This window comes from Paenibacillus camelliae (assembly GCF_023715345.1).
GTDB classification, from domain to species: domain Bacteria; phylum Bacillota; class Bacilli; order Paenibacillales; family Paenibacillaceae; genus Pristimantibacillus; species Pristimantibacillus camelliae.
The window spans coordinates 1033980-1050746 of record NZ_JAMBNY010000001.1 but is presented as its reverse complement, the minus strand read 5'-3'; the positions used below and the strand labels follow the sequence as shown (position 1 = coordinate 1050746).

Sequence of the window (16767 nt, the reverse complement as noted above, 5' to 3'; positions counted from 1 at the left end):
AATGTTAGAGAGGATGAGAGCGTTGAACATAAGGAAGATTGAGACGTTTACGACTCGAAATTTATCCGTAGTAAGGGTGCAAACGGATGATGGGCAAGTTGGCTACGGCCAAATCGCTCCCTATCATGCCAACATATCTGCTTTAGTGCTGCATCAGCAGGTAGCTCCTCGTGTACTTGGAAAGCGATCCGATGAGATTAGCTCCTTGGTAGAGATGGTTATTAGAGAAGAGCATAAATTTCCGGGCTCTTACGTCTGCCGCGCGGTTGGAGGGCTAGAGACTGCGCTTTGGGATGCGCTTGGCAAGCGTCATGGCAAAAGCGTCTGTGAATTGCTAGGCGGTACACCGAAAGAGGTTAAGCTCTATGGCTCTAGCATGCGACGTGATATTAGCCCGAAGGAAGAAGCAGAACGCTTGGTACGTTTACAGGAGCAATTTGGCTATGAAGCATTCAAGATTCGAATTGGCAGCAACTTCGGCAACGATGTCGATGTGTATCCTGGTCGAACCGAGCAAGTGGTTGCCGAGGTTCGAAAAGCGCTTGGAGATCGGACGCTTATCTATGTCGATGCCAATAGCGGATTCACCCCTCAGCGCGCCATTGAAGTCGGAAAATACTTGGAGCAGCAGGGCGTTGTGCACTACGAGGAGCCTTGCCCATATCCCGAGCTGGAGTGGACAAAGCAAGTTGCTGATGCACTAGATATAGCAGTAACAGGTGGTGAGCAGGATACAGATCTCGCGCAATTCAGGCGGATGATAACTATGGGGGCTGTCGATGTGGTTCAGCCGGATATTTGCTACATTGGCGGAATTGATCGTGCGATGCAGGTGGCAAGAATGGCACAGCAAGCAGGCATTCCTTGTACACCGCATGCTGCCAACTTATCGATGGTTACCGTATTTACGCTGCATATGGTAGGAGCGATCAACAACGCTGGTCCGTATATGGAATTTACAATAGAGCAGGATTCATGGAGTCAGGGGCTGCTGGAAACTCCGCTTCAAGTTCGCAGCGGAGCGGTTAACATTCCAACTGGTCCGGGCTGGGGTGTTGAGATTTCGCAGGAATGGCTTAACAAGGCAGAATACGCAGTGAGTGAACGATAGTCACTTCTTTCAATCCTTTAAGGTAGGTGAATGAAAATGTCGTTAGCGATGTCTAATCGTAGCAATGCTGAAAAAACACCATTCAGAAGACTCGTTGATTCTATTATTAAGCACAGGTGGCTCTATGTACTTGCTATACCAGGATTTCTGTATCTTATCGTATTTAAGTATTTTCCAATGTGGGGCTTGATGATCGCCTTTAAGGAATATAACCCATATGCGGGCTTCTGGGGCAGCCAGTGGGTTGGATTTGAGCATTTCAAAGAGCTTTTTGAAAGTAGAAACTTTTATATTATGCTCCGTAATACGTTAGCTATTAATATATTTGGTCTAGTCTTTATGTTTCCGCTACCAATCCTACTCGCATTAATGCTCAATGAGGTTCGGCATGAGGCATTCAAGCGAATTAATCAATCGATCGTGTATTTGCCGCACTTTTTGTCTTGGGTCGTTGTAGTCAGTATGACGTTCTTCCTCTTATCGACGGACGTCGGTATTGTAAATAAGCTGATTAGCGAATTTGGTGGTGAGACAGTCACCTTCCTATCGGAGCCAAAGTATTTCTGGGCGTTGCTCACAGCACAAAATATGTGGAAGGAAGCGGGCTGGGGCACAATTATATTCCTGGCAGCAATGGCGGGAGTTGACCCGCAGCGCTATGAAGCCGCAGTCGTAGATGGTGCCTCAAGATGGCGGCAAATATGGCATATTACGCTTCCAGCGATTAGACCAACCATCATTATCCTCCTCATTCTACGCTTAGGGCAAATGGCAGACGTTGGCTTTGAGCAAGTGATTCTAATGACGAATCCGCTCGTAACATCCGTATCTGAAGTGTTCGATACGTATGTGTACTCTGTCGGTATACTGCAAGGAAAAATTAGCATCGGTATTACAGTCGGTATGTTTAAAGGGGTTGTCGGCCTAATACTTGTCGTACTGTCCAACTACATTGTTAAGAAGATCGGGCAAGAGGGGATTTATTAATAAAGCCTCAAATTAAAGGAGGAATGAAGGATGAGCTTTGTCGCAACGAAGAAGCTTACACTTTTTGATTACGTCAATTATACGCTGCTTATTTTAATTTCTGCCATCAGTTTATTTCCGTTTATATATGTACTAAGTGTTTCCTTCACGGACCCAAAGGTATATGTTCCCTTAAAGTTTTATCTGTTTCCTGAGCAATGGTCATTGTCCGCGTATAAATATATCTTATCCACAAACAGCTTTCTAAATGCCTTCAAAAACACGATCTTTGTTACCGCGATTGGTACCGTACTGAGCATCGTATTCTCCTTCACATTTGCTTATGCCCTCACTAAAAAATCGATGCCTGGTCAAAAGATTATGCTGGGTGCAGTGATCTTCACACTAGTATTTAATGCAGGGATATTACCCAATTACTTGCTCATTAAAGAGCTGGATTTATTAAATTCCTTATGGGCTCTTATCTGGTCAGGCTTAACGAACGCTTGGAGCTTAATTATGATTAAAAGCTTTCTAGAGTCGCTGCCTTCGGAGCTGGAGGAGGCTGCTAGAATTGATGGCAGCTCAGACATCGGTGTATTTTGGAGAATTGTCGTGCCTCTGTCGATGCCAGCTGTTGCTGCTTTCACGTTGTTTTTTGCAGTAATGTATTGGAACACTTACTTTAATGCACTCATCTATGTTTCAGAATCCTCTAAATGGACACTTCAGGTACTCGTTAAATCACTAGTTATCGACTCTGATTCTAATGGGGTTGGCGAGGCTGGAGCTGGAGGAGATGAGGCGTTTCTACCGCAGGAGACGATTAGAATGGCATCTATCGTTATGGCAATGGTACCTATCCTTATCGTATATCCATTCCTGCAGAAGCACTTTGCCAAAGGAGTTATGATCGGTTCTGTCAAGGGATAGCAGAAATAATAGATTGGAAATAAATGGCTAGCAAGCTCATGCTTTATCTTAAAGGAGGAGAATATCCATGCAGCTAATCTATGACCATAAGGATGCTATGGTTTGCTTCGGTGTTAAGCATATTCGTGAAAGCTTAAAGCAAAAGGGGATTGATTTTGTAGAGCGATTTACAGCCTTTGAGCCGCCGGTATTGCCAGCAAAAGGGATCATTATTCAAAAGGTCATGGCAAAGAAAGGTGAAGCACCTCCATATTCAGAGCAGTCATTTAAGATTTATCAGAAGCAAGGGCGTATTCATATCGAAGCCTCTGATTCGAGAGGTTTGATGTATGGCTGTCTCGAATGGGCAGAGCGAATCCAGCTGGATCAGGCAGATCCATTAGCAGAACCCATCGAGCAAGCTCCTGCACTAGGCATTCGCGGCATCAAATACAACCTGCCGTATGCGCCATTCGATTCGGGAGATCCATTTGTGAACAACGAAAAGACCTGTCTAGATATTGAATATTGGAAAGCGTATATCGATATGCTCGCGCGTAATCGCTATAACTGCCTCGGCCTATGGTCCGAGCATCCCTATCATCTCATGGTTGTATCTGATAAGTACAGAGCGACAAATCCGTTCACAGATCTGGAGATCGAGCGTAATATTCGCTTTTTTCGAGAGCTGTTCCAGCATGCGAACAACCGCGGGATCGATGTTTATCTATTTACTTGGAATATTCGTCTTATCCCACAGGCTGCCAAAGGGCTTGGCTTACCTGAAAATGTAGGTGACTTTGGCAATATGTACGATGATTTGATTCATCGAGTCGGACTGCCGCTTAATCGCTTCCGTAGTCAATCAGCGGCAATTGCTGATTATATTCGGGAGATGGTGCTTCAGGTGCTGTTAACTTATCCTGAGCTGAAGGGGCTCGGCACGTCTGCAAGTGAATGGATGGACGGGGATGGCTATGAGCGTGAAAGCTGGATTGTAGATACTTATCTAGAAGCGATCAAGCAGTCCGGCCGTGATATTCCTTTCATCCATCGGACCAATATGCAAAATGCAGGCAAGGAAATTAAAGAAATGATTATGCCTCATGTTAAGTCTGATAAGTTCTACATTAGCTGGAAGTATTCTAATGCGCATTGCTATTCGCACCCGAATCCGCAATTCGAGCAGCTGTGGAACGCTTGGGAAGGCATTGATCTAGCTACCACGCAAATTCTATATACGGTAAGAAATGATGATGTCTTTACACATCGGTGGGGGGATCCCGAGTATATACGTCAGTACGTGCTCGGCATGCAAAAGCCATACGTTAAGGGCTTTTACTGGGGAGCAGACGGATATGTATGGGGGAAGGACTTCCAGCATATTGATCATGGGCATAAAACATGGACCTACGATTTTGAACGACATCAGTTCCAGTTCCAGCTATGGGGACGTCTCAGCTACAATCCGGATGTAGACCCAGCTGTATGGATTCTGTCGCTACAGGAGCATTATGATCGTAAGCATGCTCCATTGTTTCTAGAAGGCTTGCAGTCTGCATCCAAGGTTATACCAGCAGTCAACCGGCTGTACTGGCATGACTATGACTTTCAATGGCATCCAGAAAGCTGCCTGTCAGAGGTGAGCGGCTTCAAAAATATATTAGATTTTGTGGAGGCTCGTCCTATGCCAGGCGTAGGCGTCATGAGCCTGCGTGAATACGCAGCTGCAGAAGCAGATCCAGCTGGAGGAAAAGCTGTCATGCAAGCGTATGAAGAAACACCGCACCATATTCTGCAGCAGCTTGAGCAAGCGGCTGATCGAACAGAGCGAGTCGTTGAAGCGCTGCGGGCTGGTCTAGGGGAGCTATGTGGAGGACATGCAGAATGTACGCTATACGATCTGCAAGCATACGTGGAGATGGCTAGGTATTACTATTGTAAATTTACAGCGGCGCTTTCTCTCAATCGCTACCGCTTAAACGGACAAATCGTTCATCGTGAGCATGCAGTGGAGTCACTTCAGCAGGCAGCGCAACATTGGGAGAAGCTTGCAGGCTGCTGGGAAGCACATAACAAGCCTTACTTTATGGCAAGAGTTAAGCGCACCTTTGGTTACCCGTATTATATGAAGGATGTACTAGCGGATATTGAGCTTGCACGTCAATATGATGAGGTTGCGGAGGGAATGCCAGATGGAATCACGTCCAAATGAGAATCACTGTCTAATCCAGCTTGACACAAAGCTATTACGCTCAGAGCAAATAGCCTGGGCATCTGATTATGTAAAGGATATTGTGATGCAACGGCTTCCGTTGCATACCGAGAGAATATCTATTCAAGTCTTATCTTATGATGATGAGGCTGCTAAGGGCTTGCTAGAAGCGAAGCAGCTAGAGCATCCAATTACACCGGAGTCGTTCTCGCTTGTACGCCAGTCAACAGAACAGATGGAAAGCATCTATATCATTGGTCACGATGATAGAGGCACTGTACTAGGCCTATTAGAGCTGGCAGATCTATTCATTTGCTCGAGCAGTGAGGATGAGGCGTGGCAGCAATTAGCGTTAATTTCGTCGCAAACGGAGAAGACGGCTATGCCCATTCGCAGCATTACTAGATTATTTGTAAGTGAGGCAGAGGATAAGGATTGGTTCTACAGCCATGCGTTTTGGGACGAATATTTAACAGAGCTGGCTATGCAGCGCTTTAATCGTTTTCAGCTTGCTCTAGGCATAGGCTACGATTCGGGGCATGACCCGAATGTCGTTGACAATTATTTTTGCTTTGCCTATCCGTTTCTATTGCAGTTGCCTCAATATGAAGTGAGAGCTGACAATCTATCAGCAGATGAGATCAAGCGAAATCTCGCTACACTGAAATATATTAGTGAGCAAGCCAAGCGTAGAGGGCTTCATTTTCAGCTTGGTCTATGGACGCATGCTCATAGCTTTCTAGATAGCCCGAATGTGCGTTATCCGATCCTAGGCATAACAAGCGAGAATCACGCTTTATATTGTAGAGATGCTTTGCAGGCACTATTGCAGGCTTGTCCTGCTATCGACGGGATTACGTTAAGAGTCCATTATGAAAGTGGTATTCCTGAACCTGCAAGTGAATTTTGGGCCATTGTTATGAGCGGTGCCCAGCGCGACGGACAACGCATCGAGCTGGATTTGCATGCCAAGGGCGTGAATGAAGAGCTAATTCAAACCGCAGTTAAAAGCGGTTCCCCTATGCTTCTATCTGCCAAATACGCTGCAGAGCATATGGGCCTGCCCTATCATCAAGCCGACATAAGAGCATTGGAGAAGCCTAGAACAGGCAAAACGGAGCTCGGCTTTGATGCATTGACCGCTGCTTCAAGACGATTTACGAGATATGGCTACGGTGACTTTTTGCAGCAGGATCGCCCATATGATCTGATCTATCGCGTGTGGCCTGGCACGCAGCGACTGCTGCTGTGGGGAGATCCAGCGCTTGCCGCTGGCTTTGGACGTCTTGGACGCTTTGGCGATGCGAAAGGCATCGAGTGGTTTGAGCCGCTTTCCTTTAAAGCTAGGAAGGACTCCGGCTCGGCTGGAGGCAGAGAGCCTTATGCAGACGCTGATCTGCAGCTGGGGGATAGCAGCTGGAAGAAGTACCGAATTACTTATCGTCTATGGGGACGATTAATGTACGACCCAGATTCCGATCCTGAGGTGTGGAGACGTTATTATCGGGCTAGCTTTGGTGAAGCCGCGTTATATTTTGAGCAAGGGTTGGCTGCTGCAAGCCGTATCCTGCCGCTGATTACGACTGCTTCATTACCTTCAGCTGCTAATAATGTTTACTGGCCTGAGATGTATACCAACCAAGCGATAGTTGAAGGTCAGGAGCCGACAGATGGAGATTTTGACACCCCTGCTCCATATACCTTCGGCGCAGTGTCGCCGCTTGATCCACAATTGTTCTATACGATAAATGATTACGTGAGTGATTATCTAACCGGTCAATTAAATGGCAAAGTTACGCCAATAGAGGTCGCAGGCCTACTTAGAGAGCTCGCTAAGGAAGCACAGGAGCAGCTTGCCAGCATCGCAGAATATAGCGCCGAGAAGGAAGAGCAGCGAGCAGACTGGGATAGATACTTTATTGATATTGAGGCACTTAGTTATATTGGACAGTTTTTCGCTTATAAGATAGAAGCTGCATTGCAGTATGCTTACTTCCAGCAGCTGAAGGATGTAACGTATGTACAGCAAGGTCTAGAGCTGTATAGGGCAGCTAAGGAGATATGGAAAAAGTTAGTGGATGCAACTGCTGTATATAGCGATGATATTACCTTCGGCTTCAAGCAGCACGCGAGAGGTCATTGGCGAGATCGCTTGGAGGGAATTGATAAGGATATTGCAGCAATGGAACGTTTAGTTACAGAATGCTTGCACTCCCAAGAGGAGCCGAGCATGAATGTTGAAAAGCTCAAGCCGCTCCATTGGAACGAATGGCAAGAAATCACAATCGAACATAATCCTCCCAATATTAATCCGGGAGAATCGGCTTTACTGCAGCTTACAGTTCAAGGTGAACGTGAGGATATTACTGAGGATATTACAGTGGAGGTTTACTACCGCATTGCTCATCAAGCGCTGTCCTATGAAAGTGTAGAGATGACCAGAAATAGCGATGGCTACCATGCATCCATTCCTGGGGCGGTGACTTCAAGTGGCTATCCACTGATCTATTATTTCGTTATCAAGCAAGCAACGGGCGAAGCAAAGCTATGGCCTGGCTTTGCCGCAACGCTTTCTAATCAGCCTTATTTTGTTCTACCGTTAAACGGAAGGGAGGAATCGCGTTGATCCATGAAGTGTTGATGCCAAGCCGCATGATATATGGCGCAGGCTCGCTGCAGCGAGTTGGAGGACTTGCCAAGCTGTGGGGGACGAAGGCGCTTATCGTCAGTGATCCTGTTATGCTGAATAACGGATTAGTCGAACGCTGCAGTCTGTACATTGCCGAGATGGGCATGCCATATGTAAGCTACTGCGGCGTACATACAGAGCCGACAACGAAGCATGTTGAGGAATGCTTGGACATATGCCGAGCAGAGGGCTGCGATGTCGTCATTGCGATAGGCGGAGGCAGCTGTATTGATGCTGCCAAGGCAGTAGCGGTGTTAATGACGAATGAAGGAAGCTTGGATCAGTATACTCCGCTGGGAGGCCAGCAATTTCAATCGGAGTCATTACCGCTCATTGCCATACCGACAACCGCAGGCACTGGCTCAGAGGTTACGAAGGTGACAGTCATTATTGATACAAAAAGTCAGGTCAAAATGATGATCTCTCAGCCTCAATTATTGCCGAAGGCTGCCATCGTAGATGCAGAGCTAATCAAGTCATGTCCGCCTTCTGTTATTGCGTCATCAGGAGTCGATGCCCTTTGTCATGCGATTGAGGCATACTTATCCAAAAAAGCACAGCCTATAACGGATGTTTGGGCGCTGCAGGCTATACAGCTTATGTCTAAGCATTTGCCCATTGTATATAATCAGCAAGCCTCTGATCATCATTATGAGCAGATTGCACTGGGCGCTATGCTTGCAGGCGCTGCATTCTCTAACGCATCCGTTACATTAATACACGGCATGTCGAGGCCGATTGGTGCATTGTTTCATATTCCTCATGGTATTTCCAATGCGATGCTGCTGCCTGCTGTTTTGGAGCATATGGCAAGTAGAGTAAGTGCTGATCGATTGGCAAATATTCATGAAATGATGACAGTTGAGCATAAGGAAGGTACAGCATTTGCAGCTATTAGATCAGATGGGCAGACGGATCAGCAAAAACCTATAGCCCTGAAGGAGAAAGCAGCTTCTGTATTACTTGCTGTAAAGTCGTTATGCTGTACGCTTGGCATCGGAAACTTAAGCCAATACGGCATTGAGCGACAAGCTTATATGAATGCGATTTCGAAGATGGCTAGTGATGCTATCGATAGCGGCAGTCCAGCGAATTGCCCATTTATCGTTACAAAGCAAGAAATTGAGCAATTATATCAAGCTTGCTTTGATTATCGTTACGACTAACAATGTAGGAGGATGACGAGATGAGTGTTACCATACTGCACAATTATATTAATGGTGCTTGGCAGGCAGCGCATAGTGAACAATCGTTAACGGTACCGAATCCAGCTACAGGTGAGGGTATGGCAAGCGTGCCATTATCATCTGTTGCTGATGTTGATGCTGCAGTGCAGGCCGCAGAGCAAGCATTTCCTGCATGGAAATCAACGCCTGTGCCTAAGCGTGCACGTATATTATTTGCCTATCAACAGCTGCTGCTTAAGCATCAGCACGAGCTTGCAGAGCTAATTACGAAGGAAAACGGCAAGAGCTACAGTGAAGCAGCGGGTGAAGTACAGCGAGGTATTGAATGTGTTGAATTCGCAGCTGGCGCCCCAACCCTCATGATGGGCTCACATCTGCCAGATATCGCAACGGGTCTGGAATCTGCGATGTATCGCTATCCAATGGGTGTTGTGGCAGGCATTACACCGTTTAACTTTCCGATGATGGTGCCATGCTGGATGTTTCCGATCGCTATTGCTTGCGGGAATACCTTCGTGCTTAAGCCATCGGAAAGAACGCCCTTGCTAGCTAATCGACTCGCACAGCTGTTTAGTGAGGCAGGATTACCAGATGGTGTTCTTAATATTGTGCATGGTGCACATGATGTGGTGAATGGGCTAATTCAGCATGAGACGGTTAAAGCGATATCCTTCGTAGGCTCGCAGCCCGTTGCTGAGTATGTATATCGCGAGGCAGCGGCAAGAGGAAAAAGAGTTCAAGCGTTAGCAGGCGCTAAAAATCATAGTATTGTTCTGCCAGATGCAGATCTAGAGCTGGCTGTAACGAATATTGTGAATGCCGCTTTCGGATCAGCGGGCGAACGCTGCATGGCTTGTGCTGTCGTTGTTGCAGTCGGCGATATTGCAGATGCCTTAGTTGAGAAGTTAGTTGAAAGATCTAGCAGTCTTAAAATAGGAGATGGGCTCGAACAGGAAGTGTTTCTCGGACCTGTTATCCGGCAGGAGCATAAGGAAAGAACGGTAAAGTATATAGAGTCTGGCATTCAGGACGGAGCACATCTACTGCTTGACGGCAGAAAGGTGGAGGTGGCTAATGGGCCAGGGTATTTCCTAGGAGCAACGATATTTGATCAGGTGAAGCCAAGCATGAAAATTTGGCAGGATGAAATTTTTGCTCCAGTGTTAAGTGTCGTACGGGTCAATAGTCTTCAGGAAGCGATTGAGCTTACGAATAGCTCGGAGTTTGCCAATGGCGCTTGTCTATATACAGATAGTGCTAAAGCAATTAGACAATTTCGTGAGGAGATTGATGCGGGTATGCTCGGCATTAATGTTGGTGTTCCCGCTCCAATGGCGTTCTTCCCATTCTCTGGCTATAAGAAGTCCTTTTATGGTGACTTGCATGCAAACGGTAAGGATGGTGTAGAATTTTATACACGCAAAAAAATGGTTACAGCTAGGTATTAACGAATAGTTAAATGAAGCTAAAAGCATAAAGGGGTGTAAAGATGAAGATCGGATTTATTGGACTAGGTAATATGGGTATACCGATGGCACTTCAATTAGTTCGTGCGGGGCATGAGGTTTATGGCAAAAACAGAAGTCTAGGCAAGGAGGAAGCCTTTGTAGCTAATGGCGGAAAGGCAGCGAGCTCCTATACGCAGCTGGCGCAGGAGATGGATGTTGTGATTACATGCTTGCCAATGCCAGCTGATGTAGAGCAGGTTTATCTTGGAGTAGGTGGATTGCTGGAAGCAGCTAGAGCTGGATTAACGATTGTAGATTGCAGCACGGTTGCGCCTGAGCTTAGCAAAGTATTATTCGACGCATCTCTGAAGGCTGAAGTGCAATTCCTCGATGCACCAGTAAGCGGAGGAACGACAGGTGCAGCAAGTGGAACGTTAACAATTATGGTTGGGGGAGTAGAGGAAACATACAATCAAGTGCTTCCAATTCTGCAGGCTATGGGCAAGCAAATCCATTATGTTGGTGAAGCGGGCTGCGGCTCAGCTGTAAAATTAATCAATCAGCTGATGGTCGGTATTCACACACAAGCGACTAGCGAGGCTCTTTCGCTAGCGGAGCAATTTGGGCTTGATCAAGAGCAGGTGTTCCAAATTCTTAATCTTAGCTTTGCACAAAGCAAAATTATGGAACGACATTATTCACAATTTATAGCTGAGCAAAACTATGAGCCAGGCTTTGCGATTCGACTCCTATCGAAGGATCTGAATCTCGCAATCGAAGCCGCCAATGCCAAAGGGGTACATACGGTTATGGGCTCTCGCGTAAAGGCTTTATTGCAAAGAGCGATCTCAGAGGGGCATGGAGATCACGACATGGCAGGCATGTACGTTTATCAGCAGGAGCGTGATCAGCGTAGACGTGAGCATGGCGAGCTGAAGCATTTTGCAGTATTTCTGCCAATGCTTGATCCAGAGAAAAGTGTAACGTATCGAGAAGAGCATCTTGCGTTTCTGTCTGAACGACGTCAGGCCGGCATGCTGCTCGCTAACGGTAGATTTGTCGATGGCGCAGGTGGACTCGTTATCTATCGAGCAGGCTCTCAGGAGGAAGTGGAGCAATGGGTGAAGCAAGACCCGTATATTATTCATCAAGCAAGAAGCTACGAAATTCATGAATGGGATATCGTATTGGCAGATGAGTAATAAATGATTGAAAGATTTATGATTGATTGTATGATCGGATAGATTTCGCTTAGATATATGGACTAATCCTTGGTCAAAGTTATACGGCCAAGAGGATTAGTCCTTTTTAGCATTGCACAAGGAAAATGGCTATAGTAGAGTAATTTAAGACAATTTTTACGAGTAAGGGTATAACGAATAGCTGCTTCACAGAAAAAAGGCCGACATTATAATGTCGACCTTTTTCTTATCACTTGTAATTGCGCATAAGCGACATTCGTACGGGATATTCACCAATACATTACAGACTATCGCTACGTACAGTCTTAGTATGAAGGTGAAGCGTTAGAGGTGTTATGATCGGATTGCAGATGCTGATACAGGGTTTCCACCATTGCCGTTTGTTGAGTCTCGTTAGAATCCTTCCAAATGATTTCAAATAGAACGCCGAGTCCTGGAAGTGCACGCTCGTCCGCACCACAGGAATCTGCAATGGTCTCATGAAGATCATTTTTAGTGTTGTCTTGAATGCGATTAATGATCGCTTGTCTTAGATCAAAGTTTTGCATACCAAGTTCTCCTTTATGTAGTAAATATGTTAACAGCTTTACTGTGCCCAGATAAATAAGGTATCATTCAACATAGCAGAGGTTGTTCAGATAACAGCAGAGTATGTTGAACATATTTGCATTTGCAGTAAAGTTAAAAGTTCCTGCGAAAGTGTTATAGACAATCAATAGCAGTTAATAAAGGAAGGTTCAGTGGATACAATGACAAAAGAGCATATGCTGCTATCCTCCGTACAAAATGAGCGTGTAAAGCTGTGGGCTTCATTACTGGAGAAAAAGCATCGTGATCGTCAAGGGTTATTTATTATAGAAGGTATACATTTACTTAAGGAAGCGATCGCTTCTGGAGCTGAGATTGAAGCGATTGTGTATGATGCGGACAAAGGGCTGCCGAAGGAGATCTCGGAGGTTCAAGATAAGGTAGCGAGTTTCACTGAATGGTACAAGGCTACACGTAATGTGATGGCGAAGTGCACAGGTACGGATTCCGCACCACCTGTCTTTGCTGTGCTTGGCAAGCTTAAAGCTGATGAGGAGAAGCTGTATAATCCGAACGGCTTAGTTGTCGTACTAGATGGTGTGCGTGATCCTGGTAACGTAGGTACAATTATACGAAGCGCCGATGCAGTCGGCGCTGACGCCATTATATTAGGCAAGGGCTGTGTCGATCTGTACAATCCGAAGACTGTACGTTCCACTATGGGCTCATTGTTCCACTTGCCAATTATCGAGGGCGAGCTAAAAGCCTACATAGATCAAGCGAAGCAACGGGGCATACAAATGGTAGGGACAAGTCTGCAGGCCACTCACAATTGCTATGAGTACAGCTGGAAGCAGGGCAGCTGGCTCGTGATGGGCAGTGAAGGTGACGGCTTATCTGCTGAGGTTGAAGCACTCGTGAATCAAACGGTTATTATCCCGATGAAGGGACAGAGCGAATCACTTAATGTCGCGATGGCAACGACGGTGCTGCTGTACGAGGCAATGAGGCAGCGGGAGTATAGTTAGCTCAATACATGAAGAAAGTATTATCTCATTAATTTATTTTACTAAAGACTGGAACTTGGTGCTATTATCCATCAAGCTCCAGTCTTTTTTATTTAATTTCGAATTCACTTATTTTATGAGATACAAATGATGCAAACTAAGATAAAAACTTACAAAAAAGTTATGGATAGAAAAGTGTGTAACATTAGCAGAAGTTAATTCGTCTGGATGGTAGAAATATAAGACAGGTGGAGAGAATGTGAGTATAAAAAAACTGATCCTACTTTGCTTATCTTTAGTCTTTACATCGAATATAATTGTTGGCTGCCATACAGTGAAGGGTACGGGTACCATTCATAACGATAGTGAGATTAATTCTGAGCGTGTTAATACAGCAGTAAAAGACAAGGGAGATGCTAATCATCAGCCGAAAGAAAATAGCGAAAAATTGAAAGTTGATCGAATGATCCTTTCATCAGGAGGAAAAGATACATTAGTTTTAGAGGAAGATGAAGTAATTGAAGCTATTGAACCCTTGATAGCAAATGCTGTAAGAGAAAAAGGTATAGTCAATATGGTTAGTCCAGAGCTTACTATCGAGATTGTTTATACAAATCATGATACCCAAAGATATTTTTTATGGATTGGTGAAAAAGGCGAAAAAATCACGTTAATGAAACCGGATGATACGCATACGATATATACGGCTTCAGAGGAACTGAATGACAGATTGATTGAGTTAATTGAAAACGCTGATTAAGGCAATGAGGTGATACCATGAAACGCAAGACGTTTGCTTTGCTTATTGTGCTGACATTAGGTGCAGCATTCACATTATGGAATATAGTGGGTTCAACGGCACCAACACAAAGCGAACGGAATGCCTCTACCATTGAAAACTATAGGGAAAAATGGGGAATTGAACTTCCAAAAGCTGGTTATATAGAAACGATATGGAGCTCAAGAGGATGGTTTGGAGATGGCGAGTCAATTAGAGTTTTTGGTTATGCTAACAGTAACTCTCATATGCTAGAGCAAGGATTGTATCTAATTACAGAAGCTAACTTGGATTTTGTAAATAATATGATACAGAAGTTTATAGATGAAACCCTCTCCATGCAAAGTACCTCAACGGAGTTAAAAAATGTGTTTGAGAAGCATAATGTTGAAGTCGAAATTCACGATTACTACTACCATAAGCTAGATAGCGATCGAACCAATTACATTATTGCGGTGTATAAGAAGAACGATCAAAAGTTATATATATTAGAATGGTATCAATGAGTTGCAGAGATTACTTAAGAGGCTGTAGTTAGGAACATTATTCTAAACTACAGTTTTTTTGTTTGCTTACAATATAAATGGATATTTTTGTAATATACTGAAAGAAGAACATCCTTAACTATTTAATGCTATATTAAAGCTAAAGGAGTTAAACAATGAGGGCCAAAAGGAAAGTTGGATTCTGGAAAGTAACCGGATATGTTGTATTGTCATTGGCAGTATTAGTTTTGATCTGGATTGCTTTTCATCATGCGATGATCGCGTATGAGCAATCGAAATATCCAGCCATTGGACAGTATGTTGATGTCAAGGGTCAACGAATGCATGTTTATACAAAAGGCGAAGGAGAGAAAACAATTGTATTATTAAGCGGCTTGGGGACAGCTGCTCCTGCTTTAGATTTTGAGCCTCTAGTGGATGAGCTAGCTAAGACGACTAAGGTTGTTGTAGTAGAAACGTTTGGCTATGGGTGGAGTGATCGGACTTCGCGTGATCGAACAGTAGAAAATATCGTTGAGGAAATAAGATCAGCTTTACAGCAAGCCAATATCACAGGCCCATACATTTTAATGCCGCATTCCATCTCAGGAATTTATAGTATGTATTATACAAACACGTACCCGGATGAAGTCGAAGCAGTAATTGGAATTGATGCTCTGTTGCCGCAAGCGACACAATATTTTCATGTTCCCCCGATGAAGCTGCCTAAACTTTTTAGCGTGGTTGTTCCTACAGGATTAGCAAGATTAGCAGTAGCTTTAAACCCAAGAGAATATTCACCTATAGCAGAGGATGGATTATATACTGATGAAAATCTAAAGATGACGAAAGTGTTATCAGGATGGAATAGCTATAATAAAAGCGTTCTGAATGAAATTAATGAAACAGAGAATAATGTGTCAACGACTGAAGCGATGTCGTTTCCTAACAATATGCCAGTACTGTTCTTCACTCCAAAAGAAGAGCGAGTGATCGACGGCGGAAAAAACAATGTGTCATTTTATGAGACACAATTAACTCAATCTCCTTTAAGCAGCATTATTGTATTGGAAGGAGATCATTATTTGCATTGGACACACTATAAAGAAATCGCAAGAGATGTTAATCAACTGATTGATGCGATGTAGGAGTTGTTACTATAAGCTAATGAGGTCATTCTTACAGTGTTAGTAACTAAAAAAGCCTGCGATCATAAGAAGATAGTTGTTTACAAGTTTGTTGCTATCAATTGTGCAGGTGGAGTAAATGATTCGAGTATTTACTCCACCAAGATAAGTCAATAAGCAGTCCAACCACCGTCAGCTACAATCACTTGACCGTTTATAAAGCTTGATTCGTCCGAGCCTAGGAAAATGGCTAGCTTTGCGATTTCTTCTGGTTGACCAGCACGAGGATTAATAGCAAGGCCTAGCGCTTGCCTGCCAGCACCGAATTCACTAATATTGGTCATCGTAGTAGCAATATTCGTAATGACTGCACCAGGTGCAATTCCATTACACCGAATATTTTGCTGCGCGTACATAAAGCCAGTATTTTTCGTTAACCCAACGACAGCATGCTTGGAAGCCGTGTATGCAGCTCCTGCACGAGCGCCCATCAAGCCACCTGCCGAAATGTTGTTGACGATAACGCCATGTCCTTGCTCTAGAAAAATATTGACCGCTTTGCGCATCGTTTTCATTACAGCTGTAGTATTCACTGCAAACAGCTTGTCCCAGCGCTCATCGGATAGCTCACCTACTGGCTCCATGCCATCCATAATTCCTGCATTATTTATAAGTATGTCCAGTTTGCCGTATTGCGTCATCGTAGCTGTAAACAGTGCATTGATATCTGAATGTTCGGCAACATTCGTTTTAATAGACATCGCTTGACCGCCACTTGCTTTAATTTCTTCGACAACGGCTTTAGCACCTTCCTCGTTAAGGTCTGATACAACAACCTTCGCACCTTCTGCTGCATAGCCTATTGCAATGGCTTTTCCCATTCCAGATGCAGCTCCTGTAACAATTGCGACTTTATCTTTAAGTCTTTGCATAGTATGTACCCCCGTTAATAGCCTGTTTAATAGTTGGTTTGCACTACATTTCGATAAAGTAAGCACATCTCGATTATGCAAGCACATTTCCATAATGTATCCAATACGACAGTAAATATGTTAATAATGAATCTGAATGAATCTAAAGGCATGAATGTTTATGTTTATGAAAAAAAGCTT

At 44.4% G+C, this 16767-nt stretch carries 14 protein-coding genes; 12 read left to right on the top strand and 2 right to left on the bottom strand.

The window, feature by feature from the left end; genetic code table 11:
* The first annotated feature begins 22 nt into the window (after positions 1–22).
* The 8 genes from M3180_RS04845 (at position 23) to M3180_RS04810 (ending at position 11730) form a co-directional block, all read left to right on the top strand.
* The gene (locus M3180_RS04845; protein WP_251666145.1) at positions 23–1111 is read left to right on the top strand and encodes a mandelate racemase/muconate lactonizing enzyme family protein; all 1089 of its coding nucleotides are present in this window, start codon (positions 23–25) and stop codon (positions 1109–1111) included.
* Positions 1112–1141: 30 nt separating this feature from the next.
* The gene (locus tag M3180_RS04840) at positions 1142–2098 is read left to right on the top strand and encodes an ABC transporter permease (RefSeq protein WP_251666144.1); all 957 of its coding nucleotides are present in this window, start codon (positions 1142–1144) and stop codon (positions 2096–2098) included.
* Between the two features lie 30 nt (positions 2099–2128).
* The gene (locus M3180_RS04835; protein WP_251666143.1) at positions 2129–3010 is read left to right on the top strand and encodes a carbohydrate ABC transporter permease; all 882 of its coding nucleotides are present in this window, start codon (positions 2129–2131) and stop codon (positions 3008–3010) included.
* 67 nt (positions 3011–3077) lie between these two features.
* Positions 3078–5204, top strand: coding sequence for a hypothetical protein (locus M3180_RS04830; RefSeq protein ID WP_251666142.1), 2127 nt, complete (start codon positions 3078–3080; stop codon positions 5202–5204).
* Positions 5185–7830, top strand: coding sequence for a hypothetical protein (locus tag M3180_RS04825; RefSeq protein WP_251666141.1), 2646 nt, complete (start codon positions 5185–5187; stop codon positions 7828–7830). The genes M3180_RS04830 and M3180_RS04825 overlap by 20 nt, the downstream gene beginning before the upstream one ends.
* Entirely contained in the window at positions 7830–9059 is a 1230-nt protein-coding gene (locus M3180_RS04820) for an iron-containing alcohol dehydrogenase (RefSeq protein ID WP_251666367.1), read from the top strand. Before M3180_RS04825 ends, M3180_RS04820 begins: the two co-directional genes overlap by 1 nt.
* A gap of 20 nt (positions 9060–9079) precedes the next feature.
* Positions 9080–10528, top strand: coding sequence for a CoA-acylating methylmalonate-semialdehyde dehydrogenase (locus M3180_RS04815; protein WP_251666140.1), 1449 nt, complete (start codon positions 9080–9082; stop codon positions 10526–10528).
* A 41-nt stretch (positions 10529–10569) separates the two neighbouring features.
* Complete coding sequence (locus tag M3180_RS04810; protein WP_251666139.1) at positions 10570–11730, top strand: NAD(P)-binding domain-containing protein; 1161 nt, start codon at positions 10570–10572, stop codon at positions 11728–11730.
* 305 nt (positions 11731–12035) lie between these two features.
* On the opposite strand, the gene sspI is transcribed toward M3180_RS04810, so the two are convergent.
* Entirely contained in the window at positions 12036–12278 is a 243-nt protein-coding gene (sspI, locus tag M3180_RS04805) for a small acid-soluble spore protein SspI (RefSeq protein WP_251666138.1), read from the bottom strand.
* A gap of 201 nt (positions 12279–12479) precedes the next feature.
* Here sspI and M3180_RS04800 point away from each other — a divergent pair, with 201 nt between their 5' ends.
* The 4 genes from M3180_RS04800 to M3180_RS04785 all read left to right on the top strand — a co-directional run bounded on the left by M3180_RS04800 (position 12480) and on the right by M3180_RS04785 (position 15676).
* A complete protein-coding gene (locus tag M3180_RS04800; RefSeq protein ID WP_251666366.1) occupies positions 12480–13286 on the top strand; it encodes a TrmH family RNA methyltransferase in 807 nt (268 codons plus the stop codon).
* A gap of 238 nt (positions 13287–13524) precedes the next feature.
* Positions 13525–14025: a YhfM domain-containing protein gene (locus tag M3180_RS04795; RefSeq protein WP_251666137.1), complete on the top strand. Its 501-nt coding sequence runs from the start codon at positions 13525–13527 to the stop codon at positions 14023–14025.
* A 17-nt stretch (positions 14026–14042) separates the two neighbouring features.
* Positions 14043–14549 carry a hypothetical protein gene (locus tag M3180_RS04790; protein ID WP_251666136.1) on the top strand — a complete coding sequence of 169 codons (507 nt, stop codon included), beginning with the start codon at positions 14043–14045 and terminating at the stop codon, positions 14547–14549.
* 155 nt (positions 14550–14704) lie between these two features.
* A complete protein-coding gene (locus tag M3180_RS04785; RefSeq protein WP_251666135.1) occupies positions 14705–15676 on the top strand; it encodes an alpha/beta fold hydrolase in 972 nt (323 codons plus the stop codon).
* Positions 15677–15825: 149 nt separating this feature from the next.
* Here the strand turns inward: M3180_RS04785 and M3180_RS04780 are convergent, their stop codons facing one another.
* Positions 15826–16587: an SDR family oxidoreductase gene (locus M3180_RS04780; RefSeq protein WP_251666134.1), complete on the bottom strand. Its 762-nt coding sequence runs from the start codon at positions 16585–16587 to the stop codon at positions 15826–15828.
* Positions 16588–16767 lie beyond the last annotated feature (180 nt).

Bases quoted from the DNA above. Each gene is read 5' to 3' on its own strand.
- M3180_RS04840 (WP_251666144.1), top strand. From the start codon at position 1,142: ATGAAAATGTCGTTAGCGATGTCTAATCGTAGCAATGCTGAAAAAACA.
- M3180_RS04835 (WP_251666143.1), top strand. From the start codon at position 2,129: ATGAGCTTTGTCGCAACGAAGAAGCTTACACTTTTTGATTACGTCAAT.
- M3180_RS04830 (WP_251666142.1), top strand. From the start codon at position 3,078: ATGCAGCTAATCTATGACCATAAGGATGCTATGGTTTGCTTCGGTGTT.
- M3180_RS04825 (WP_251666141.1), top strand. From the start codon at position 5,185: ATGGAATCACGTCCAAATGAGAATCACTGTCTAATCCAGCTTGACACA.
- M3180_RS04815 (WP_251666140.1), top strand. From the start codon at position 9,080: ATGAGTGTTACCATACTGCACAATTATATTAATGGTGCTTGGCAGGCA.
- M3180_RS04810 (WP_251666139.1), top strand. From the start codon at position 10,570: ATGAAGATCGGATTTATTGGACTAGGTAATATGGGTATACCGATGGCA.
- sspI (WP_251666138.1), bottom strand. From the start codon at position 12,278: ATGCAAAACTTTGATCTAAGACAAGCGATCATTAATCGCATTCAAGAC.
- M3180_RS04800 (WP_251666366.1), top strand. From the start codon at position 12,480: ATGACAAAAGAGCATATGCTGCTATCCTCCGTACAAAATGAGCGTGTA.
- M3180_RS04790 (WP_251666136.1), top strand. From the start codon at position 14,043: ATGAAACGCAAGACGTTTGCTTTGCTTATTGTGCTGACATTAGGTGCA.
- M3180_RS04785 (WP_251666135.1), top strand. From the start codon at position 14,705: ATGAGGGCCAAAAGGAAAGTTGGATTCTGGAAAGTAACCGGATATGTT.
- M3180_RS04780 (WP_251666134.1), bottom strand. From the start codon at position 16,587: ATGCAAAGACTTAAAGATAAAGTCGCAATTGTTACAGGAGCTGCATCT.